19 protein-coding genes and 2 tRNA genes are annotated in these 22,360 nt (G+C 57.6%); 6 read left to right on the top strand and 15 right to left on the bottom strand.

Translation table 11 applies throughout. The annotated features are described in order from the left end of the window. The first annotated feature begins 6 nt into the window (after positions 1 to 6). Complete coding sequence (locus HGHM_RS02980; protein ID WP_148415320.1) at positions 7 to 633, top strand: GNAT family N-acetyltransferase; 627 nt, start codon at positions 7 to 9, stop codon at positions 631 to 633. On the opposite strand, the gene dnaE is transcribed toward HGHM_RS02980, so the two are convergent. Beyond that, positions 630 to 4,076 carry a DNA polymerase III subunit alpha gene (gene dnaE / locus HGHM_RS02975; protein ID WP_019140015.1) on the bottom strand — a complete coding sequence of 1,149 codons (3,447 nt, stop codon included), beginning with the start codon at positions 4,074 to 4,076 and terminating at the stop codon, positions 630 to 632. The two genes, HGHM_RS02980 and dnaE, sit on opposite strands and share 4 nt — an antisense overlap. A 152-nt stretch (positions 4,077 to 4,228) precedes the next feature. Here dnaE and HGHM_RS02970 point away from each other — a divergent pair, with 152 nt between their 5' ends. Next, a complete protein-coding gene (locus HGHM_RS02970) occupies positions 4,229 to 5,095 on the top strand; it encodes a sulfurtransferase (RefSeq protein ID WP_019140014.1) in 867 nt (288 codons plus the stop codon). A 124-nt stretch (positions 5,096 to 5,219) separates the two neighbouring features. Here the strand turns inward: HGHM_RS02970 and HGHM_RS02965 are convergent, their stop codons facing one another. After that, a complete protein-coding gene (locus HGHM_RS02965) occupies positions 5,220 to 5,918 on the bottom strand; it encodes a pirin family protein (protein WP_019140013.1) in 699 nt (232 codons plus the stop codon). Between the two features lie 149 nt (positions 5,919 to 6,067). Here HGHM_RS02965 and gluQRS point away from each other — a divergent pair, with 149 nt between their 5' ends. After that, positions 6,068 to 6,940, top strand: coding sequence for a tRNA glutamyl-Q(34) synthetase GluQRS (gene gluQRS, locus HGHM_RS02960; protein WP_019140012.1), 873 nt, complete (start codon positions 6,068 to 6,070; stop codon positions 6,938 to 6,940). Positions 6,941 to 6,944: 4 nt separating this feature from the next. Here gluQRS and HGHM_RS02955 read toward each other — a convergent pair whose 3' ends face one another. The 3 genes from HGHM_RS02955 to HGHM_RS20455 form a co-directional block, all read right to left on the bottom strand. Further along, positions 6,945 to 8,384: a DEAD/DEAH box helicase gene (locus HGHM_RS02955; RefSeq protein ID WP_026075649.1), complete on the bottom strand. Its 1,440-nt coding sequence runs from the start codon at positions 8,382 to 8,384 to the stop codon at positions 6,945 to 6,947. A gap of 518 nt (positions 8,385 to 8,902) precedes the next feature. Beyond that, a tRNA-Ile gene (locus HGHM_RS02945) sits at positions 8,903 to 8,981 on the bottom strand. Between the two features lie 237 nt (positions 8,982 to 9,218). Further along, positions 9,219 to 9,485, bottom strand: coding sequence for a hypothetical protein (locus tag HGHM_RS20455; protein WP_034348666.1), 267 nt, complete (start codon positions 9,483 to 9,485; stop codon positions 9,219 to 9,221). A 218-nt stretch (positions 9,486 to 9,703) separates the two neighbouring features. Between HGHM_RS20455 and HGHM_RS02930 the strand changes: the two genes are divergently transcribed. Further along, positions 9,704 to 10,123 (top strand): hypothetical protein, encoded by a 420-nt coding sequence (locus HGHM_RS02930; RefSeq protein WP_019140007.1) that lies wholly within the window; start codon positions 9,704 to 9,706, stop codon positions 10,121 to 10,123. A 65-nt stretch (positions 10,124 to 10,188) separates the two neighbouring features. On the opposite strand, the gene HGHM_RS02925 is transcribed toward HGHM_RS02930, so the two are convergent. From HGHM_RS02925 to rpoD, 3 genes are all read right to left on the bottom strand, one after another. Next, on the bottom strand, positions 10,189 to 10,695 hold the full coding sequence (locus HGHM_RS02925) for a protease complex subunit PrcB family protein (protein ID WP_161603761.1): 507 nt from the start codon (positions 10,693 to 10,695) through the stop codon (positions 10,189 to 10,191). 197 nt (positions 10,696 to 10,892) lie between these two features. Beyond that, a tRNA-Ile gene (locus HGHM_RS02915) sits at positions 10,893 to 10,971 on the bottom strand. A gap of 135 nt (positions 10,972 to 11,106) precedes the next feature. Continuing rightward, a complete protein-coding gene (gene rpoD, locus HGHM_RS02910; RefSeq protein ID WP_245549144.1) occupies positions 11,107 to 13,248 on the bottom strand; it encodes an RNA polymerase sigma factor RpoD in 2,142 nt (713 codons plus the stop codon). 7 nt (positions 13,249 to 13,255) lie between these two features. Here rpoD and HGHM_RS23650 point away from each other — a divergent pair, with 7 nt between their 5' ends. After that, entirely contained in the window at positions 13,256 to 13,648 is a 393-nt protein-coding gene (locus tag HGHM_RS23650; protein ID WP_245549142.1) for a hypothetical protein, read from the top strand. 208 nt (positions 13,649 to 13,856) lie between these two features. On the opposite strand, the gene dnaG is transcribed toward HGHM_RS23650, so the two are convergent. The 7 genes from dnaG to ybiB all read right to left on the bottom strand — a co-directional run bounded on the left by dnaG (position 13,857) and on the right by ybiB (position 21,624). After that, the gene (gene dnaG / locus HGHM_RS02905; RefSeq protein ID WP_019140002.1) at positions 13,857 to 15,650 is read right to left on the bottom strand and encodes a DNA primase; all 1,794 of its coding nucleotides are present in this window, start codon (positions 15,648 to 15,650) and stop codon (positions 13,857 to 13,859) included. Between the two features lie 130 nt (positions 15,651 to 15,780). Next, positions 15,781 to 16,230: a GatB/YqeY domain-containing protein gene (locus HGHM_RS02900; RefSeq protein ID WP_019140001.1), complete on the bottom strand. Its 450-nt coding sequence runs from the start codon at positions 16,228 to 16,230 to the stop codon at positions 15,781 to 15,783. A 144-nt stretch (positions 16,231 to 16,374) separates the two neighbouring features. Next, positions 16,375 to 16,587: a 30S ribosomal protein S21 gene (gene rpsU / locus HGHM_RS02895; RefSeq protein ID WP_005877634.1), complete on the bottom strand. Its 213-nt coding sequence runs from the start codon at positions 16,585 to 16,587 to the stop codon at positions 16,375 to 16,377. A gap of 116 nt (positions 16,588 to 16,703) precedes the next feature. Continuing rightward, positions 16,704 to 17,900: a BaiN/RdsA family NAD(P)/FAD-dependent oxidoreductase gene (locus HGHM_RS02890; RefSeq protein ID WP_019140000.1), complete on the bottom strand. Its 1,197-nt coding sequence runs from the start codon at positions 17,898 to 17,900 to the stop codon at positions 16,704 to 16,706. A gap of 69 nt (positions 17,901 to 17,969) precedes the next feature. Further along, positions 17,970 to 19,124: a YbdK family carboxylate-amine ligase gene (locus HGHM_RS02885; RefSeq protein WP_081583515.1), complete on the bottom strand. Its 1,155-nt coding sequence runs from the start codon at positions 19,122 to 19,124 to the stop codon at positions 17,970 to 17,972. Positions 19,125 to 19,166: 42 nt separating this feature from the next. Then, entirely contained in the window at positions 19,167 to 20,372 is a 1,206-nt protein-coding gene (locus HGHM_RS02880) for a cation:proton antiporter (protein WP_026075646.1), read from the bottom strand. Positions 20,373 to 20,619: 247 nt separating this feature from the next. Continuing rightward, positions 20,620 to 21,624 (bottom strand): DNA-binding protein YbiB, encoded by a 1,005-nt coding sequence (ybiB, locus tag HGHM_RS02875; protein ID WP_019139997.1) that lies wholly within the window; start codon positions 21,622 to 21,624, stop codon positions 20,620 to 20,622. Between the two features lie 398 nt (positions 21,625 to 22,022). Between ybiB and HGHM_RS23020 the strand changes: the two genes are divergently transcribed. Then, positions 22,023 to 22,271 carry a hypothetical protein gene (locus HGHM_RS23020; protein WP_148415318.1) on the top strand — a complete coding sequence of 83 codons (249 nt, stop codon included), beginning with the start codon at positions 22,023 to 22,025 and terminating at the stop codon, positions 22,269 to 22,271. Positions 22,272 to 22,360: the final 89 nt, after the last annotated feature.

Below are 22,360 nucleotides of genomic sequence, written 5' to 3'. Positions count from 1 at the left end.
TCAGGCATGGAAGCCGGAACGCCGTCCTCGGCCGAAGAAATCAGCGATGTCTGGCAATTGAAAAATGGAAGGACGGTCGAAATCCGCACCGCATGGCCGGATGACGCTCCCCTGATGCAGGCGCTGGTTCGCAATCTGTCGCTGCGCAGCCGTTACCACCGCTTCTTCTATCCTGTGCATGAAATGACGCCCGACATGCTCGCGCGCTTTACCCGCGCCGATCCGCTGGACGCCGTGACGCTGCTTGCGGTCATCCGTGAGAACGGCAAAGAGCTCGCGGTCGGCATGGCGCAATACGTGGCCGAACCCTATCCGGAGCGCGGCGAATTTGCGGTGGTGGTCGGCGACGCTTGGCAGCACATGGGCATCGCCTCGCGACTGCTGCGCAACCTTGTCTGCATGGCGTGGGAGGCTGGCATCGAGCGTATAGAAGGTGATGTTCTGTCTGAGAACTGGGCGATGCGGCAACTGTTGGAAAGCATGGATTTCATGCTCGGTCCGCATCCCGACGGCACTTACCTGTTCAAAGCCTGGAAAGAACTTGCGCTGCCGACCTGGAAGTGCGCCGCCCTGGCGGCCTTCGGAGCGCAGCGCGGCCGCACGACGCAGCCGGCGCCTGGCTCGCGGCTTTAATATTCCACTGCCGCGCTTTGCACGCCGAGGCGGTCTATCAGCGACTGCCGCAGGGCATCGGCCGGCGTTACCCGCCAGTCGTCGGCCAGGCGGATCTCGCAGCCTACGCCCTGCTGGATGTAGCGCATGGTGAGCGGCAAGCCCGACTCCGAGCGATACGGTTCGAGAATATTCTTGATTTGCAGGGCATCGACGCGGGTGGACAGCGACAAGGCGAACTGCCTGCCGAACTGGATGCGGGCGCTGGCGATATCCATCACCTTGTCCGCCGTGATCCGCAAGCCGCCGGAGAACCGGTCTTCCGATACCTTGCCCTGCACCACCAGCAGCTCGTCTTCCTTGAACAGGTTCTTGTTCGGGTCATACAACTCGTTGTAGACCGTCACATCGACGGTGGCGCTGGCGTCGTCAAGCGTGACGATCACCATCTTGCCGCGCTGGGTCATCTGGGTGCGCACCGCAGTGATCACGCCGGCGATAAGTTTCGGCTCGCGCGCCGGCTCCAGGCTGGCGAGCTTGGTGCGCGCAAACTTGCGTGCTTCTTCTGCATAGGCGTTGAACAGGTGGCCGGAGAGGTAAAAGCCGAGCGCGGATTTTTCTTCGGTCAGCTTCTGCTTATCGGTCCATGGCGTCACCTTGACGTATTCCGGGGCCGTCATGACATCGTCGTCGCCGCCGAACAGGCTGACCTGGTTCGCTGATGCTTCCGCCTGTTCTGCGCATTCCATCGCAAAGCCGACGGAAGCGAGCAGCGTTGCGCGGTCGGCGTTGACGCAATCGAAGGCGCCTGCGCGGATCAGTGCTTCGATCGTGCGCCGGTTGATCTGGCGCTTGTCGACCCGTTTGACGAAATCGAACAGGTCGGTGAATGGCCCACCGCTCTTGCGCGCGGCAATGATGGCCGCAATCGCATTCTCGCCGGTGCCCTTGACCGCGCCCAGGCCGTAACGGATCTGCGTCGCCTTCTTGCCCGGTTCGCCCACCGGCGTGAAGCGGTAATCCGACTGGTTGATATCGGGCGGCAGCAGTGTCAGGCCACAGACATCGATCGCATCCTCGACCAGGACCTTGACCTTGTCGGTGTCATCCATCGCGAGCGACAAGTTGGCCGCCATGAAAGCGGCGGGGTGATGCGCCTTCAGGTAAGCAGTGTAATACGACAGCAAGGCATAGGCGGCGGCGTGCGACTTGTTGAAGCCGTAACCCGCGAACTTTTCCATCAAATCGAAGATTTCGTCGGCCTTGGCTTCCGACAAGCCGTTCTTCGCCGCGCCCTCGCGGAAGATCAGGCGGTGCTGCGCCATTTCTTCCGGCTTCTTCTTGCCCATCGCGCGGCGCAGCAAGTCCGCGCCACCGAGCGTGTAGCCGCCGATCACCTGCGCCATCTGCATCACCTGTTCCTGATACACCATGATGCCGTAGGTTTCAGACAAGATGCCTTCGGTACGCGGGTCGGGGTACTCGAACTTCTCGCCGTGCTTGCGGCGGCAGAAATCCGGAATCAGGTCCATCGGGCCGGGACGGTACAGCGCCACCAGCGCGATGATGTCCTCGAAGCGGTCGGGCCGTGCATCCTTCAGCATGCCTTGCATGCCGCGGCTTTCAAGCTGGAACACGGCGACGGTTTTCGCCTTGGTCAGCAGTTCATAGGATGCTCTGTCATTGAGCGGCAGCTTGGCGAGATCAAAATCCGCCATCGCTGGGTCGAGCTGCCTGATGTAGCGCACCGCGCGGTCGAGGATGGTGAGCGTGGTCAGTCCCAAAAAGTCGAACTTCACCAGGCCGACCGCTTCCACATCATCCTTGTCGTACTGCGACACCACGCCGGCGTCGCCGCCCTGGGTATAGAGCGGGCAGAAGTCGGTCAGCTTGCCCGGCGCGATCAGCACGCCGCCGGCATGCATGCCGACGTTACGCGCGATGCCTTCAACCTGCTGCGCCAGGTCCAGCAACTGCTTGACCTCTTCTTCGTTCTCAAGGCGCTCCTTGAGCAAGGGCTCTTCATTGATCGCATCGGCAATCGTCACCAGCTTGCCCGGCTTGAACGGGATCAGCTTGGAAATGCCGTCGCAGAAGTTGTAGCCGAAATCGAGCACGCGGCCAACGTCGCGCACCGCGCCCTTCGCCGCCATAGTGCCGAAGGTCGCGATCTGCGACACCGCATCCTTACCGTAGCGGTCCTTTACATACTGGATCACCCGGTCGCGGCCTTCCTGGCAAAAGTCGATATCGAAGTCAGGCATCGATACCCGCTCCGGATTCAGGAAGCGTTCGAACAACAGGTTGTAGGCAAGCGGGTCGAGGTCGGTAATCTTGAGTGAATATGCCACCAGCGAGCCGGCACCGGAGCCGCGCCCCGGCCCCACCGGCACGCCGTTGTTCTTGGCCCACTGGATGAAGTCGGCCACGATCAGGAAGTAGCCCGGGAAGCCCATCTTGATGATGGTGTCGGTTTCGAACTTCAGGCGCGCCTCGTAGCGTGGCCTTTCCTTCTCCCGCTCTTCCTCGTTCGGATACAGCTGCAGCAGGCGCGCATTGAGGCCCTCCTGGGACTGCATCACCAGGAATTCATCGATCGACACGCCTTCGGGCGTCGGGAAGTTCGGCAGCTTCGGCTTGCCGAGTTCGAGCTGCAGATTGCAGCGCTTGGCGATTTCCACCGAGTTCTGCAAAGCCGCCGGCATGTCCGCAAACAGCTCCGCCATTTCGGCTTGCGACTTGAAGCATTGCTGCTCGTTGAATCGCTTGATGCGGCGCGGATTGGCAAGGATCTCGCCGTCGGCGATACAGGTGCGCGCCTCATGCGCGGTGAACTCTTCCTTCGTCAGGAACTGGACCGGATGCGTCGCCACCACCGGCAGGCCGAGTTTGGCTGCCAGCGCCACTGCCTGGCGCACATGGTTGTCCATGTTCGGGTGGCCGGCACGCTGCACCTCGATATAAAAATGACCAGGGAAAATCTTTGCCCAGCGCTGGGCGCAGCGCTCCGCCGCTGCAGGATTGCCATTGTCGATCGCAATGCCGATATCGCCGAAATGCGCGCCGGACAAGGCGATCAGGCCGCTGGCATTGCCTCCCTCGAGCCATTCGGCGCGGATTTCGGCGCGTCCACGATGCAGGTTGCTAAGCCATGCCCTGGTTAGCAGTTCGCACAACTGCAGATAGCCGGTGCGATTTTTCACCAGCAGAAGCAGGCGCGAAGGCTTTTCGCGGTCATCGTCATTGCTGATCCAGACATCGCACCCCGCGATCGGCTTGACGCCTTTCCCGCGTGCTGCCTTGTAGAACTTGACCATGCCAAATAGGTTGGCGAGATCGGTAATGGCAAGCGCTGCCTGCCTGTCCTTGGCGGCAGCTTTGACGACATCATCGATGCGCACGAGGCCGTCGACGATGGAAAATTCCGTATGCAGGCGGAGATGGGTAAATTGCGGCGCGGTCATTGCACTATTTTACCTCGCCAGTGTTATTCCACTAAGCAATGTCGATACCGGTTGCATCCAAGGATTGCGATGCCACACGCGCATCCTCGTCCTGCAATTGCGCCAGCGTTTATAATTACGCGAAATCAAAGACTTACCCCTATACCTCGCTTATGCCGTCCGACAACAGCTACGTCAACATAGCAGCTTACAAATTTATCACCTTCAACGATACCGTCGAAAAGCGCCCGCAGTTTCGCGCGCTGTGCGAAGAACTCGACTTGAAAGGCACGATCCTGCTAAGTCCGGAGGGAATCAACCTGTTCCTTGCCGGCCTGCGTGAATCGATTGACCGCTTCCTCGCATGGCTGCGCTCCGATGAGCGCTTTGCAGATATCGAAGTCAAGGAAAGCTATTCCGACCGGCAGCCGTTCAATCGCATGCTGGTCAAGCTCAAGCGCGAAATCATCACGATGAAGAATCCGCTAATCCAGCCGGAGAAAGGCCGTGCGCCGGCAGTTGACGCCAAGACGCTCAAGCGCTGGCTGGACCAGGGCCATGACGATGCCGGCAAGCCGGTGGTGATGGTGGATACCCGCAATGCGTTCGAAGTCGATGTGGGCACTTTCAATAACACCATCGATTACCGCCTCGAAAAATTCAGCGAGTTCCCGGAAGTGATCGCGCAGCACAAAGATGATCTTTCCGGCAAGACCGTGGTGACTTTCTGCACCGGCGGCATTCGCTGCGAGAAGGCCGCCATCCATATGCAGAACATCGGGTTCGACAGCGTCTATCAGCTCGACGGCGGCATCCTGAAGTATTTCGAAGAAGTGGGCGGCGAGCATTACACTGGCGACTGCTTCGTGTTCGATTACCGCACTGCGCTCAATCCCAAGCTGGAAGCCACCGCCACCGTGCAATGCTTCGCCTGCCGCGCGGTAGTGACGCCGCGCGAGCAGCTGTCACCGTATTACATCCCTGGCAAGTCCTGCCCGCATTGCAGGAAAGAGATGCGCGAACCGGCCCAGGCAGCCTGAGCATTGGATATTCGCATCACCCATGCATGAAAAAAATCCCGGTTATTAGCCGGGATTTTTACTTCAGCGCAAACAGCTTCGTATTGGCCAATTCAGGCCGTGACAACCGGCCAGCGATGGGCCATTACGGCAGATCGAACAGCAGCACTTCCGCTTCGCGCCCCTGGGACAATTCAATGCTTTGTTCGTCGGCAGCCTTCAATGCATCGCCTGCCTTCAGGACAATGCCATTGACGGCAATCTCGCCGCGCGCCACATGGACATAGACGCGCCGCCCGGGAGCCGGGGCGACCCTCGCGGTTTCCTCGCCGTCGAACAGGCCCGCATACAGTTTCGCATCCTGGTGGATCGTTACCGATCCATCCTGCCCGTCGGGACTGGCAATTAGGCGCAGACGCCCGCGCTTTTCCGTCTCGCTGAAATGCTTTTCTTCGTAGCCTGGCTCGATGCCCCTGACATTCGGCTCGATCCAGATCTGCAGGAAATGCGTCGTGCGATCCTGGGCATGGTTGAATTCCGAATGCATCACGCCCCTGCCCGCGCTCATTCTTTGCACATCGCCTGGACGAATCACGCTGCCGTTGCCCATGCTGTCCTTGTGCGCGAGCTCCCCATCCAGCACATAGCTGATGATTTCCATGTCACGGTGGCCATGCGTGCCAAAGCCGGCGCCGCCATTGATGCGATCTTCGTTGATGACGCGCAGCGGCCCGAAACCCATGTGCTTGGCATCAAAATAATCGGCGAATGAAAAGCTGTGGTACGAGTCCAGCCAGCCATGGTTTGCATGCCCGCGCTCCGCGCTCCTTCGTAATTCGATCATGCCTGCTCCTTTCAGGAAATATTTTTGTCGGCTCGCTGCAGCGGCCCGAGCTTACAGCAATATGAGGCTTTGCCGTTATTTCAAAAGAGGCATAATTCCATGCCCCTGCTCCATGTGAAGCGCTGCCATTTTGTACTGAGGAGAAATCAATGACTGCCTATGTCGGCCGCTTTGCCCCTTCCCCGACCGGGCCTTTGCACCGGGGATCACTGGTGGCGGCGATGGCAAGTTATCTCGACGCCAAAGCCAGCCATGGGCGATGGCTGGTGCGCATCGAGGATATCGATGAAGCCCGGACCATGCCGGGCGCGGCGGAAGCCATCCTGCAATGCCTGCTGGCACTGGGAATGCAATGGGATGAAGAGGTGGTCTGGCAGAGTCGGCGCAAGCCTTTGTATGAAGCGGCATTCCAGCGCCTGGCTCCCTATGTGTATCCCTGCGGATGCACAAGGCGGGAGATTGCCGATTCGCGAATCGGCATTGGCCCTGACGGTGCGGCGGTTTATCCGGGCACGTGCCGCACCGGACTGGCACCGGGGAAAGCCGCGCGCGCCTACAGGCTGCGCGTTCCTGATCCCGCAATGGCACAGATCACCTTCGAAGACCGCTGGATCGGACGCGTTTCACAGAACCTCGCAACCGAGGTAGGCGACTTCGTGTTGAAGCGTGCAGACGGTTTCTGGGCTTATCAGTTGGCGGTGGTGGTCGATGACGGCGATCAGGGCGTAACCGACGTTGTGCGCGGGGCCGACCTGCTGGATTCGACGCCGCGTCAGATTTACCTGCAGCGCCTGCTTGGCTTACCGACACCACGTTACCTGCATGTGCCGGTCCTGACCAATGCGGCGGGCGAAAAGCTGTCGAAGCAAACCGGTGCGCAGGCACTCGATCTGGCACGGCCGCTGGAAGAATTGAATGCAGCAGCCCGCTTCCTTGGCCTGCGTTCCGACCAGGTTCAGTCTGTCGAAGGCTTCTGGAAGCAGGCCGTTGCGGCGTGGGCCGCGCGGTTCGCTGATCAATGAGCGCTCAGCGCTTGGGAATGCCGCCGAGCAAAGCCGCAACCTTTGCCTTTTGCGGCTTGGTTTGTGAATTGGAAGGAAGGGTCTTTTGCTCGCCGGTAGCCGGAGTCGGCGGCTCCGACGGTTCATACGGCTTCAGGAACCATGGGTCGACCTTTTCCCGGCGCGGTGCATAGGCATTGCGCCCGTACTGCGCCGCCCTACCGCCAGGAGTTGCGGCGCCTTCATCTTCGCGGCGTGGGCGCCGGTCCCCGGAGCGTTGCGGCAGGAAACCGGTCAGCTCGACGCGCGGAAGACTATTCTTGATCAGTTTCTCGATATCCGTGAGCAAGCGCGAATCCTTGTCGCTGTACAGGGAAATCGCATCGCCCGACGCACCGGCACGACCGGTGCGGCCGATCCGGTGCACGTAATCTTCGGCGTTGTAAGGCAGGTCGTAATTGATAACGCAAGGCAGTTCGGCAATGTCGAGACCGCGTGCAGCAACGTCGGTAGCAACCAGCACTTCTATCGTTCCCTGCTTGAAGGCATCGAGAGCAGCCATGCGCTCGCCCTGCGTCTTGTCGCCGTGAATCGCCGCCGCCTTCACGCCTTCCTTTTCCAGATGGCGCGCCAGTCGCGACGCGCCGATCTTGGTGTTGGAAAACACGATGACCTGCTTCAGGTTGCGCTCGCGAATGAGATGCAGGATCGCGTCGCGCTTGGCATCCTCGTCCACCTTGTAGATCACTTGCGTGACGTTTTCCGCAGTCGCATTGCTGCGCGCCACTTCGATCGTGACCGGCCGGTTCAGGAAGGTGGAAGCCAGTTTCTTGATTTCCGGGGAAAAGGTCGCGGAAAACATCAGGTTCTGTCGCTGCTTCGGCAACAGATTGATGATGCGCTGCAGATCCGGCAGAAAGCCCATGTCAAGCATGCGGTCGGCTTCATCCATGACCAGAATCTCGGTCTGCGACAGGTTCAGCGTCTTTTGCTGCACATGGTCCAGCAGGCGGCCCGGCGTGGCGATCACGATTTCCACTCCGGCTCGCAATGCCGCGGTTTGCGGCGCCATGTCTACGCCACCGAAGACGACCGTGGAACGCAGCGCGGTGTGCCGGGAGTAGGCTTTCACATTATCGGCAACCTGATCAGCAAGCTCGCGCGTCGGCGTCAGGATCAGTGCCCGTACCGGATGCCGTGCCGGCGAAGCGCTGGCGTTGGCGTGCGCAAGCAGGCGCTGGATGATCGGCAATGAAAAACCGGCTGTCTTGCCGGTGCCTGTCTGGGCCGCCCCCATGACATCCCGGCCCTGCAGCACGATGGGAATTGCTTTGGCCTGGATAGGCGTAGGATGGACATAGCCCTGGTCGGCGAGCGCCCGCAGGATTTCAGGCGCGAGGCCGAAATCTTCGAAACGGACATTGGGCGTGCTGGTTGAAGCTGGGGCAATCAAAGTGTCAGACATGATATTCAAGAAGCCTGCCATGCGATGAGCATGATGAACGCGGACCATGATCCGCAGAATGAATCAAGGCTTTCAAACGACAATTAGAGAGTAAAAATTTTTTTGCGAGAGACCGGCTGGAAATTTCCCGGTTCCTGCTGCGCGGTGCCGGCTGGAAGCATGTGCCGACGACTCACCTTTGATGAAAACCAGCCTGATTATACGCCTGCATCAAAGCAGTCGCGTTCGGGCGCTTTTTGAGTGTGGTTCGGAGCGGCCCAGGACCGCTTTCGACGTTGTTCCGTTTGACCGGACAGGAACAAAAAAATTGCCTCGGTTTGCAAAAATATTTCGAAGGTTATTCAAGGCAATGGCAGGACGGCTGCATGAATACGCTAATTGGCTTGAGCCGGTTCGGTGAAGCCAACATTCTCGCCGCCATGCTTGAACAAACGCTGATGTCGAGCAGGCATCCCTAAGGCACGCAGAAACGGCAAAGGGCTGGCTCATGCCAACCCTTTGCTCATGATGCCAACTATTGGTGGGCCTCCCGTGAGTCGAACACGGCACCAACGGATTATGAGTCCGCTGCTCTAACCAAGCATGAGCTAGAGGCCCTGGAAAACCAGTTTTTGTTCGTAGGCCCTCAGACGGACGAACAAAAAGTTCGCCGATTATAACGTAGGTGACTGTGCTTACATAAGAGCAAGTGCGATGAGCAGGCCTGGCTCTCTTCGCCGCGCCGAAGGCGCCCTCAGCCTTCCGTTTGCGTTCAGTAATTATTCTGTTCCAGAGTCGCTCGCATGAAAAAGGGGCTTCAACGGCCCCTTTGTCGGTCTCGTAGTCGAGGATGGTTCAGGTTATAGCGTAAGAGAGGCGATATTTGCGGCGGCGATCCCCCATCAACATCCGCAATTCATTCACGGTGATTCCCGTAGCTTCCTGTATCCACAAGAGGAGGGATCCGGCAACAGGTCGCTGCCCTTTTCGAATTTCATTAATAAGGCTTCTTGCAATCTTCAGCTTGCGCGCCAGGGCGCCGTCGTTGCTGAGACCCATGCGTTCGATCAGTGCATCGAATAGATGATTGGGGTTGTAAGTCGTTTGGTCTTGCTGTTTCATGGTTTCCTCTTTTTCCTTGCCTTGTATCGGCATTGAGAGTCCATTGACTTTTCAACAATGCGTTAGTTCCAAGAATATGCGATTTGGATCAAAAAAGTGATGCCCGAGTGCAGCTTATGCATGATTGCGATCAATATTGAAAGCTTTGATAGATCGACAATATTTTTCGACTCCATCCGCCCTAGCCGGTTAGCGATCACTCAGTTTCAGGACTTTCCATGCATATTCGCTCTGCATCGCTTGCGTCCATCCTTCTCGGAATTTCGTTGTCGACCTTCGCGTGTGATCCACATCGGCCTGAGGATTTTTCCGCCTTTTTCAAGAATTTTTCGGCGGACAAGGCTTTCGCGACAAGCCGTACCCTTTATCCTTCCACCCGGGTTCTGTATCAGTACAGCCTTGAGGATGGGAAGCAACAGATTACTGAAACGCGGCGCAAGGTAACTAAGCAGGAAGACATGAAATATCTTCCGCTACAGGAATACGTCAATTCTTATGGTTTGACGCTGACGCCGCTGGAAGTGACGCCGACGCGAGCAGTGATAGAGGCATCCAGTACGGGCTGGCAGATGGACTACCACTTTTCGCTCAGCCAGGGATGTTGGTTCCTTGAAGAGATCTGGCAGCATATGCTGTGAATTGCCATCCGGACGTGTGGCGCTCATGCATACATAAGACGCAAGCCAACTAGCAGGCAGTTTGCCTACCCGGATCGCATGAAGCGTATGGTCGGCTGGTCCGTGCGCGGAATGGCCACGATGTGGGCAGGTGCGCTCAGTGCCTGCGTGCAGATCGCGCCCGGCCCTGGCCTGATTTCTTCATACTCAACGAATACCGTCTCATCCTCAGCGTAGATGCGTCGAATCTTGACGTCATAGCAGCCGGTTTGCCGCACGCCGAGAAAGACTGCAAGGATTGTTTCGCGCGAAAAATCGATGAGGGGATGAGGCGATGGTGGCACTTCGTTTTTCTTGTGCTCCAGCCAGAGGGTTTCCCAGCTGTTTGCGTCGCGTACGACATGTGTCTCAGGGCCCGTGATTCCCGAATAGAGGTTCGCATCGACCGTTTGAAAGGCGATCTCTTCTGTAGCGGATTTCGTGATGGAGGCTTGGGCGTACGACTGCGAACTCTGGGCATCATCCGGACTGCCGCCGCATCCGGACAGGCAAACCAGGCTCAGATAGCCAACGACATGCCACGTTTTGGGCATCGGCATTCCCTACTTTGGTGAAATGCCTATTTCACCTGAGATGTTCAGGAATATATTTGCGCTTGGACAGTTTTTCGGTTGCCTGAAATCGAATGCCTTCTTGCAGCTTGGCTATTAGTCTAAAAGAAACAATACTGCGGGACACTCAAAAAAGAAAAGGAGGCGGTCGAACCGCCTCCTTTTTCAATATGCAATTTTGGTGGGCCTCCCGTGAGTCGAACACGGCACCAACGGATTATGAGTCCGCTGCTCTAACCAGGCATGAGCTAGAGGCCCGATCTCTTGCTCGCGGACCATAGCCGCATGGACCTGCTTCCCTGCCTGCCGAATCCGAACACGCTAGGCTACACGTAACCGTGTCCCAAGATGCATGGATTCAACCTTCCAGGGAAGATAAATTCCCTGACGAGATCAGCTGCCTTCGAGGAAGCTCTTGAGCTTGTCGGAGCGCGACGGATGACGCAGCTTGCGCAACGCCTTGGCTTCGATCTGACGGATGCGCTCGCGGGTAACGTCGAACTGTTTGCCCACCTCTTCCAGCGTATGGTCAGTCGACATTTCGATGCCAAAGCGCATGCGCAGTACTTTCGCTTCGCGCGGAGTCAGGGAATCGAGCACATCCTTCACCACCCCACGCATCGACGCATGCAAGGCAGCGTCGGCCGGCGCCAGGGTATTGTTGTCCTCGATGAAATCGCCAAGATGCGAATCGTCGTCGTCCCCGATCGGTGTTTCCATCGAGATCGGCTCTTTCGCGATCTTCATGATCTTGCGGATCTTGTCCTCAGGCATATCCATCTTGACAGCCAGAGTGGCCGGATCAGGCTCGGCACCGGTCTCCTGCAGGATCTGACGCGAAATCCGGTTCATCTTGTTGATCGTTTCGATCATGTGCACCGGGATACGGATGGTGCGCGCCTGATCCGCGATCGAACGGGTGATCGCCTGGCGGATCCACCATGTCGCATACGTCGAAAACTTGTAGCCGCGCCGGTATTCGAACTTGTCCACCGCCTTCATCAGACCGATGTTGCCCTCTTGGATCAGATCCAGGAATTGCAGGCCGCGGTTGGTGTATTTCTTCGCGATCGAAATCACCAGACGCAGGTTCGCTTCCGTCATTTCACGCTTGGCCTTGCGAGCTTTCATCTCGCCTGCCGACATCTTCTTGTTGATGTTGCGCAGATCGGGCAGCGGCAGCACCACGCGCGCCTGCAAGTCGATCAGCTTCTGCTGCAATTCTTTCACTGTCGGCACGTTGCGGCCGAGGACGGCGCTATACGGCTCCTCAGAGTTGACTTCACCATCGATCCAGTCGAGGTTAGTTTCATTGCCTGGGAAAACCTGAATGAAACGAGCACGCGGCATGCCGCATTTGTTGACGACGACATCCAGGATCTGCTTTTCGATATGACGAACTTCATCGACCTGCGCACGCAGGGTGTCGCACAGCTTTTCGACAAACTTCGCGGTAAAGCGGATGCTGAGCAGTTCGTTCGAAATCGTTTCCTGGGCCTTCACGTACGGCTTGGAGTTGTAGCCTTCCTTCTCGTAGGCCTTGCGCATCTTGTCGAACTGGACAGCGATCGCCTCGAATTTATCGAGCGAATCACGCTTCAGCTGTTCCAGCTGTTCGGCGGAAAAACCAGCCGCGGCGCCGGAAGTATTGGTTTCCTCTTCCTCATCGTCCTCGTCGTCGTCCTCTTCGTCGTCGTCCTCATCGTCGGATGCGGCAGGAGCAGCAGCGATGGTTTCTTCAGGCGCGTTCGGATCCACCAGGCCATCGACGATTTCATCGACCTTGATTTCATCCTTGGCAATCTTGTCCGCTGCCGCGAGGATTTCAGCGATGGTCGTCGGGCAGGCGGAAATCGCCTGGATCATGTCCTTCAGGCCTTCCTCAATCCGCTTCGCGATTTCGATTTCGCCTTCGCGCGTCAGCAGCTCAACCGATCCCATTTCGCGCATGTACATGCGCACCGGATCGGTAGTGCGACCGAAGTCGGAATCCACCGTGGACAGGGCGGCTTCTGCGGCGGCTTCCGCATCCTCGTCGCTGGCAACGTTTGCCACGTTGTCGGACAACAGCAGGGTTTCGGCATCCGGCGCGTGCTCGTAGACCGCGATACCCATGTCGTTGAAGGTACCGATGATGCCGTCAATCGCTTCCGGGTCGACGATGTTTTCCGGCAGGTGGTCATTGATTTCCGAGTACGTGAGGAAGCCGCGGTCCTTGCCCAGCTTGATCAGGGTCTTGAGCTTCTGGCGCCTCTGCTCGATCTCTTCCTCGGATGCCTCGGTATCGGACGAAAAAGCATCCTTGAGCAGGGCTTTTTCCTTCGCCTTGCGGTCCTTGGCCCTTGCCTTGTCGGCAGCCTTCAGCTCGGCACGCTCCACCGCATTCAATGCTGCGACTTCGTCATTTTCCGGCTGAAAGTCTTTTGGCTTGCGGCCACGACGACCCGGCACCTTGACGGCGGGGAGGACGTAACTGGATGTATCAATTGCAGCCAATGCAGCTGCATCTGTAGTTTGATTTACAGTTGTGGGCATGCCGGTCTTGGCTTCGGCTTTCGCCGGTGCCTTGCTGGAGGCTTTTTCAACTGGCTTCAATACGGTTTTCTTGTTTGTCACGGGAGTTTTCAATTTCTCAGGAGCCGCTTTTGCAGTGGCTCGGGATGAAGTTTTGGCCGTTGACGCAGTCGCTTTCAAGGCCGTTTTCGGCGCTGCCTTGGCAACTGTCTTCGTCGGAACTTTGTTGGATGATTTCGCCTTGCCTGCGGGCTTGGCGACGGCGGTCTTCTTCACGGCAGGCTTTGCCATCGACTTGCTGGAGGCAGGTTTAGTTGCAGCCGATTTCGCATTTTTTGCGTTAAGCGTGGATTTCGCGGGTTTTTTCATTGCGTTCGCCATAGAATCAATACCAACTGGATTGCCCTTGTTGCGCAAATAAGACAACGCATTGGGAGCCGGGTTAATTTACGTACGCTTCACTGGCTTGGCATCCGCCCAAGCGCTATTCATTCCGTTGTTATTTTTATCTTTTCGATTGGAATCCGACACGCCTAACGAACTACCCTAAGGCCTTGAATCAAAAGCTTTTAATTGTACCACAAGGAACAACATTGCTCCAGCCCAACGGCGCCATGCACTGGCGCAAATCAGCGCAATGTGCTTTCGACCTCAGCTTGCCGACGGAGTTGCTCCTGCTGCTGGGCGAGCTCCCGGTAACGGGCTCGCGCCTCTTCTGTTTGCAGACCAGTCGTAACTAATTGATCCATCTCGGCTTTTAACACCTGTATTTTAGTCTGCCGTACCGCCCCGGCAAGTTCGGCCCGAGCGGCTTCCGGGTCGGACTCGGGTTCTGCGGCTATTTCCGCGATCAGGGGCTCGAAATCCGTTCCCAAGACGCGCAGCTGCTCCGCGAGGGCCGCGAAATTCGCTTGAGGTCCCAGCGCCTTGCAGGCGTCGGTCAGCTGGATCAGCATCGATGCATTGTCCGGCGCAAGATGTGCCGCTGCTGTCATGGCAGCCTCATCCAGCTCAGCCACCAGTGTCGGATGCGCAACCAGGATGCGCATCATCTGCCTTTCCAAGCCCATCGGCGGACTGCGCTTTGCCCGTGGCGGAGCAATCCTCGCCCGCGCCACCGGTTGTGCCAGCTCGAACAAGGCCTCGATCTCGGCCGGCGTCGTCTGCGTCAACTGAGCCAAACTGCGGACAATCTGCAGGCGCAACGCTGACGGCGGCATTGCCTGCAGCAGAGACTTTGCATTGAACTGCGCGCGAGCCCTGCCCTCGGATGTCTTCAAATCTTCGTTCGCAACCACTTCGTTCAGCAGGAATTGCGAAAGAGGCATCGCGTCATTCACCTGCTTCTCAAAAGCCTGCGCACCCAGTTCCCGGATATAGCTGTCCGGATCATGCTCCGGCGGCAAGAACAGGAACTTGAGAATCTTGTTGTCCGTTGCAAAAGGCAGGCAGGCATCCAATGCCCGCCGCGCCGCTCGGCGCCCGGCTGCATCGCCATCGAAGCTGAAAACCACATGATCGGTTTGCCGCAGCAGCTTTTGCACGTGAGTCGCAGTGCAGGCCGTCCCGAGTGTGGCGACCGCTTGCGGAAACCCGAGTTGCGCGAGTGCGACCACATCCATGTAGCCCTCGGTCACCAGCGCATAGCCGGCATCCCGAATCGCCTGACGCGCCTCAAACAGGCCGTACAACTCATTACCCTTCTGAAATAAGGGCGTCTCGGGTGAATTCAAGTATTTCGGTTCGCCGGCATCAATGACGCGTCCGCCGAAGCCAATGACCTGGCCTTTGGTATTCCGGATCGGAAACATAATGCGGTCGCGGAACCGGTCATAGCGCTTGCGCGGCCCGCCCTCATCCTCGTCCTTGGCAATCACCAGCCCGGACTCGACCAGCTCGGAAGCTTCGTAATCGGGAAACACGGCGCGCAAGCCATCCCAGGAATCGGGCGCAAAACCGAGGCCAAACTTGGCCGCTATTTCGCCGGTCAGTCCACGCCCTTTAAGGTAGGCAATCGCGCGTTGCTCGCCGCGAAGCTTTTGCCGGTAGAAGTCGCATGCTCGCGACATCACATCAGACAAGGCAAGGCTTCTGGCTTGCGCTTCAGCCCGCTGAGCAGGCGGCAGCCGGTCCTGCTCCGGCACTGTCATGCCGACGCTTTGGGCAAGGTCTTTGACCGCCTCGACAAAGCCGAGACCGGAATACTCGATCAGGAAACCAATGGCTGTGCCATGGGCGCCACAACCGAAGCAATGATAGAACTGCTTGGTCGGGCTAACGGTAAAGCTGGGGGATTTTTCGTTGTGGAACGGGCACAAGCCCATGTAGTTGGCGCCACCTTTCTTCAGTTGCACATAACGTCCGACTATCTCGACGATATCGAGCCGGTTGAGCAAGTCCTGAATGAAAGATTGTGGAATCACGATTGTCAGTGGCGCGCCAACAAGTTCCTGGGAAGCAGTTTGTGAAACTGGTGGGAGCTGGCTTCACGCAAGCCCCGCGAACAAAAAGAAGATGGAGATGAATGGCTGCTTTTAAACAGCCACAGTCACATCAGGCCTTGGCCAATGCCGCCTTTACCATCCCGGATACCGCCGTCATGTCGGCGCGGCCTGCGAGCTTGGATTTCAGAACCGCCATGACCTTGCCCATGTCTTGCGGACCTTTGGCTCCAGTGGCGGCGACAGCGGCTTCCACTTCCGATTGCACTTCGGCATCCGACAAGGCTGCAGGCATGTACGTCGACAAGACAGCGACTTCGGCTTTTTCGTTATCGGCAAGATCCTGGCGCCCGCCCGCCTCGAACTGGCTGATGGAATCCTTGCGCTGCTTGATCATCTTTTCGATGATGGCAAGAATCTGGCTGTCGTTCAGTTCGATGCGCTCGTCCACTTCCTTTTGCTTCATTGCCGCAGTCAGCAACCGGATGGTACCCAACCTGGCAGTGTCCTTGGCACGCATCGCCGCCTTCATGTCTTCCGTGATTTGTTCTTTCAGGCTCATTTGATCTCCAATTCCGACAAAATCCAGCCAGTCTTGCCTGGATGCACCAATTCTTTCAAACAGGCTTGACCATAAACGCCAAAACCCGCTGCGGACCAACACCGGAGCGGGTTTGCGCCATGCCGCACGGTGTGCGGCAGAAAATCAGTACATCTTTTTCGGCAATTGCTGGCTGCGGATGCGCTTGTAGTGGCGCTTTACGGCAGCGGCGAGCTTGCGCTTGCGCTCTGCAGTCGGCTTCTCGTAAAACTCGCGCGCACGCAACTCGGTCAGCAGGCCGGTTTTCTCGATAGTGCGCTTGAAGCGACGCATTGCAACTTCGAAAGGCTCGTTTTCTTTAAGGCGAATGGTGGTCATGTAAACTTAAATTAAGTTTTTTAAGGAAAGACGTGGATTATAACAGCTTCACTTCGCAAAGAAAAGTACGACTAACCCACCCTTTTTTGCGTCTGGCGCAGCAATCCTGATCTGGATCAAATTGAACGCCCGGCGGCGACTCCGGAAGCCCATGCCCACTGGAAGTTATAGCCGCCCAGCCAGCCTGTGACATCCACCGCTTCTCCAATGAAATGCAATCCCGGGATCCTGGTACACATCAGGCTTTGCTGGGACAATTCGCTGGTGTCTACGCCGCCCAGCGTGACTTCCGCCTTGCGATAGCCTTCCGAGCCGTTTGGCGTGATAGTCCAGCGGTTCAGCGACTCGCCCAGTTTGCGCAATTGCTTGTCCGGCAGCTCTGCGACCTTTGCGTCGGCATTGAATCCGTTGGCGAGCAGCCAGCCTTCCGCCAGGCGCGCCGGGAGCCATTGCGCCAATACATTACCCAGATTCTTTTTGATCGAGTTTTTTCCCGCGACAAGTGATTCGGCAACATCGACATCCGGCACGAGATTGATGCTCAATGCAGCCGCCTCTCGCCAGAAGCTCGAGATCTGCAGTACGGCGGGCCCGGATAGGCCGCGGTGGGTGAATAACAGGTCTTCACGAAAGAAGCCGCGTGCCTTCTTCTCGCCAGCCGCAATTTCCACCGACAACGCGATCCCGGCCAGCGGCAGAAAGGAGCTCCAGCCAGCAGAATCGAAAGTCAGCGGCACCAGCGCCGGGCGCGGCTCTACCACTTTCAGCCCGAATTGCCGGGCGATGCGAAACGCGAAATCCGTTGCACCAATCTTGGGTATCGACAAGCCGCCGGTGGCAATCACCACGCTGTTGGCCAGGATTTCTCCGGCTTCCGTTTCGATCCGGAAAGCTTCACCATTCCTGCCGATCGCCGCCACCTTGCAAGGCATGCGCCATTCAACGCCACCGGAATCGCACTCGGCTTTCAGCATGGCGATGATTTGTTCGGCCGAGTCATCGCAGAACAGCTGGCCCTTGTGCTTTTCATGAAAGCCGATCCGGTAGCGCTTGACCAGGTCGATGAAATCCTGCGACGTGTAGCGCGACAAGGCGCTTCGGCAGAAATGCGGATTTTGCGAGAGGTAGTTTTCCGGACCAGCGCGCAGATTGGTGAAATTGCAGCGTCCGCCACCGGAGATGCGGATCTTTTCACCCAACTTAGAGGCATGGTCAATCAGCACGACTTTCTTTCCGCGCTGGCCTGCCACGGCGGCGCACATCATGCCAGCCGCGCCTGCGCCGATGACCGCCACATCGAATTGTTTTGTCATGAATCAGCCTGACGCACTGACGCGACTTGCGGCAAGCGGAAAAGGAATTGTCTCAAGCCATGCCCTCGGTTAATGAAATCCCGGGGGCGAAGTATGCTTCATCCACAATTCGGATGACAACCGCATCACATCATTGAGCGAGCCGCGCTGCTTGTATGTCTTGCGCAGCCAGGCAGCATCGTTCTGGCGTTCGTAGGCGAGATGGCGCAGACGCTTGAGTGCCTGCTCTTCTGCCTCGTTCTGTGCAAAGCGCTTCAGGTCATGCAGGCGGTCCAGTATGCTGACGAAGATCGACTGCTTGATCGAGTCGCAATGCTTTTCATCGCCATGCTGGGCAATGTGCCCATTCAGCCCGTAACGGCTCGCCTCGAAGCGGTTGTATTGGTACAGCAGGTAAAACTTGTCATTGATTTCCAGCGGACGCTCGCTCAACAGCCAGCGCGCCAGCAACTGCGCATAACAGCCGAGCAGCGCCGCATGCTCCAGCGTCAGCGGCGTATCGCAGACGCGGATTTCCACTGTGCCGTACTCCGGCTTGGGACGGATATCCCAGTAAAAATCCTTCATGCTGGCAATGATGCCGAGCTTGCACAATTCATCGTAGTAGGCTTCGAAATCACTCCAGCGCGTCAGCACCGGCGCGGTTCCGGACAAGGGAAAGGCACGCACCACATTGCTGCGGGAGGAATCGAAGGCGGTATCGACGCCCTGATAGAACGGCGAGGCAGCCGAGAGTGCGATGAAGTGCGGCACGAAACGTGAAAAGCCATGCGTCAGGTACAAGGCGTCATCGCCATTGGCAACGCCCACATGGATATGCTGGCCAAAGACGGTAAAGGTCTTGGCAAGATAACCGTACTTTTCATGCAGAAAATGAAAACGCTCGCTCGGCGTGATCCGCTGTTCGCTCCAGTTCTGGAAAGGGTGTGCGCCGCCGCCGGCGACGTCGATGTTCAGATGCTGCGCGCCGCGGATGAGCGCGGAGCGGATGTCCTTCAGCTCTTCCACCAGTTCGTCGACCCGGGTATGCACGCCGGAATTCAGCTCGATCATGCCTTGCGTCATTTCGAGCTTGATCTGCTTTTGCAAATCGCGTGGCTCAATCCAGGTCAAGAGATCGACCGCATCGGTCGCCAGATTGTAATTGCGACGGTTGACCAGTTGCAGTTCCAGCTCAATGCCCATGGTGTAAGGCGTCGATGAGCCAAAGGGCAAGATACTCATCCAATTCTCCTTGATTCTTCAAGATCGGCCCAAACAGCCGTCTTAGCGGTGGCCGCCCTCGCCCGACTTGATCAGGGCAAATTGCGTGGCGATCGGGCCGAGCAGTTCTAGCACGATCAGGCTGCCCGCCAGTACCGGCGCCACTGCCGCGATAGTTTGCGGATAAAGCGATGAAAACTGCACGAACCCCAGGCCGGCTTCCGCCATCGGCAGCGTGCCGAGCGTAAGCAGGCCGGCTTGACGCCATTTCAGTTTCGCCGGGCGGGCAAACACGAAAATGCTGATCGTCATGGCAAGCAGGCGTGCGCCAATCAGCAGTGCCACCGGCATACCGATCGACAGCAGAGCGGGCAGGCGGATCGATGCGCCGATGGTGACAAACAGCATCACGATGAACAGCTCGGTTGCAACACCGAATTCGAGTTCCATCACGTCATATTGCACATCCAGGTTCTTGGACAGGATCGCGAACGCCAGCATTGTCAGCAACACCGGCAATTTCAATGCATAAGCCGCGCCTATCGCAAGTGTGATGATGGCAATGACAAGCACGAATTGCCGGCTGCGCTCGCGTCCCAGAAGGCGTGCCAGCGGCATCATCAGACGATAAGTCAGATAGGCAAGCAGCAGCGAACCGCCGAGTACATACAGCGTGTCACCGATCAGGGTCTCGATCGGAGCCGCATCTTCCGACGCGACCACAGGCAGGAGCACATAGGCAATCAGCAAGGCCACCAGGTTGTTCAAGGCTGTCATGGCCGCCAGCCGGCGTGTCACATGGCCTTCGGCGTCGAGATCGCGGATCACGACCGTGACGACCGCGGGCGCGGTCCCAATGGCGAACACGCCCGCCAGCATTGCTACGGAACGCGGAATACCGAGCCACTCCAGCCCGGTCCAGACCAGGCCGAAACACAGCGCGGAGCCGGTGAGCACGGTCGCCACCAGCCATTTCTCGTAACGCAGCCAGCCAATGTCCACATACCGTCCAAGCTGATACACGACAAGTGCAATCGCGATGTCGCCAAAGATGCGAGCCACCGTCAGCACATCTCCCGACAGCCAGTCCAGTCCGCCCGCGCCCAGCGCAAAGCCGACCAGCAGATAACCGGTGATGCGTGGTATCCAGGAAATTTTCGAAACGATATGGCCGCCTACCAGACCGAGCAGCAGCAGGCTGCCGAACAACAGCAGCGCATTCCATTGAATGGACTGCATTAGGTCAAAAGGCGGAAGACTCCAAGGCATGGATCCCCCTTAATTTGGAAAGCTTGCAGAGGCAAGCAAGGCGTGAAATGAGACGTCCCTGTTACGGCACGGTCGCTAATTTGTTTTTATCGCGACGTTTCTTGACTGCACTACTTCGTCAGCAGGAAGAATAAAAAGTTCCAAAAAATATTTCCTGTTGGAAGCACTTTCTGGCTTTAAATTTTGTTATTCAAGTCGCGCAAGTTAGCAGACATCAAGTCTCGGGTCAAATGCGCCACGGCTGCAATCAGCTTCGGTGATTATCATTCGCATGACGTACAAGCGTATTTGCACGGAGACGCCGCGATACGTCCAGGCAGTGCCGGACCTGCTCTGCGATCGCCTCCGGAATCGGCTCCTTTCCATTCAAGACCGAGCAAATCCATTGCGCAGTGCCGCTTGCATCGCGGTCTTGGGGCGAGGATGGCAACTCATCCACCGGCTCCTGCTTTTCGACCACCACCGTGCGTACACCACCATGGAACCATTCAATCTGTTGCGCCCGCCTGCTGTTGGCAACAACTTCACCTTCAGTGCCACGCATCAGGAAGGCATCGCCGCGTTCGGCCGGTGCGGCAGTCGTGAAATAACTGGTCAGCATGGCCAGGTATTCCGGATGGGTGTAAGAGACAAGACGCAGTGCAGGTCCTGCAAAGGGTTGCATGATCTTTACCAGCGTGTGGGTCGAATTGCGCACGCCAAGCACACGCCGTAGTTCCAGCAGGCGTGCCAGACGCGGTGCCAGTGACTCGATCGGCATGAAGGCCGGCAAGCGGGATGCAAACTGGTCCGCCGGTTGCTGCCGGTCTTGTGAAAAAGGAATTCCGAGTTCCTGAAAAATTTCCGCCGTAGTCACGCGTCCCGGGTCGCGTGTCACACCATGTACCAGCACCGGCACGCCTTGCCTTGCCAGCAGGATGGCCAGGAGCGGCGTGAGATTGGCTAGCTTGCGCGAGCCGTTGTAGCTGGGAATGACGACCGGCGCGTATTCACCTGGTGGTGAAGGGATCGGATCGAACGAAGCTTCGGCGGCGTCGAGAAATCCGGCAATTTCATCGACGGACTCACCCTTGATGCGCAGTGCCAGGATGACGGCGCCCAGCTCCAGGTCCGATACGCGACCATCGAGCATCGCAGCATATAGCTGCCGCGAATCGTCGCGCGACATGCTGCGCGCGCCCTTCTTGCCGCGCCCGATTTCCTTGATAAAAGGTGCGGCAGAAAATTTTTCGCTTGAGTATGAAGAGTCCATAGGCTAAAGGGTACTATGAACTTTCAACTCGGGCATTTCTCGCATCACTTTCAGCCTCGGCTATTCGATGCAGCGGACCGGAAGCTGCTAATTGGGGCGGATACGATACGCAATGCTTGCCGTGATTGCGCTGGCCAGCCTCTCTGCGGGCAAGCCGCGGGATTATACAACCGGGGCTCGTGCAAGAACGACTGCTGCCAAGATGCAGCGGAGTGCACTTGCTGGATATGCCCCTGCCCTTGTGCGTGCTCTTCGAACCCTCCCATGTTCATGGTATGGGCTAAAGAAGTGGCCTGAGGTTTAATGCATAAGAGCAAAACGGTTTGGACAATTGCCCCGCGACATGGCGTTTGGTCGACAAACAAGTGAGCGCGAATTATGCAAGGGAGCGGAAGGCCATGAATACAGCAACGATCTCTCGGATAAGCGCTCTGCCTACGGTGAAGTTTATTGGTGTGGCCTGGAGTTTCATGTGGCGCGGCATTGCGGCAGGACTTTTTTCGGCGGCTGGCGGAATCATTACAGGCATGTTCCTGGGCTTTACGGTCGCGCTCGGCGAGACGGCTTTTCATTTCGACTCATGGCACGAGGCGCTGGCCCATTACTCAAGCCTGCTGCGCGAACTGCTGGCCGCCTTGCCGGGCTGACAATGTAAGGCCGACATTCCTGTCGGGCCGCCGGCAATGAGCAGGCCAGCTTGTCCGCAATTTCCCTTCCATGCCCCACTGCTGTTTTA

This window comes from Noviherbaspirillum massiliense JC206, assembly GCF_000312045.1.
Classification (GTDB): domain Bacteria; phylum Pseudomonadota; class Gammaproteobacteria; order Burkholderiales; family Burkholderiaceae_D; genus Noviherbaspirillum; species Noviherbaspirillum massiliense.
The sequence above is the reverse complement of the archived record's forward strand: the minus strand, read 5'-3'. Positions and strand labels throughout refer to the sequence as shown.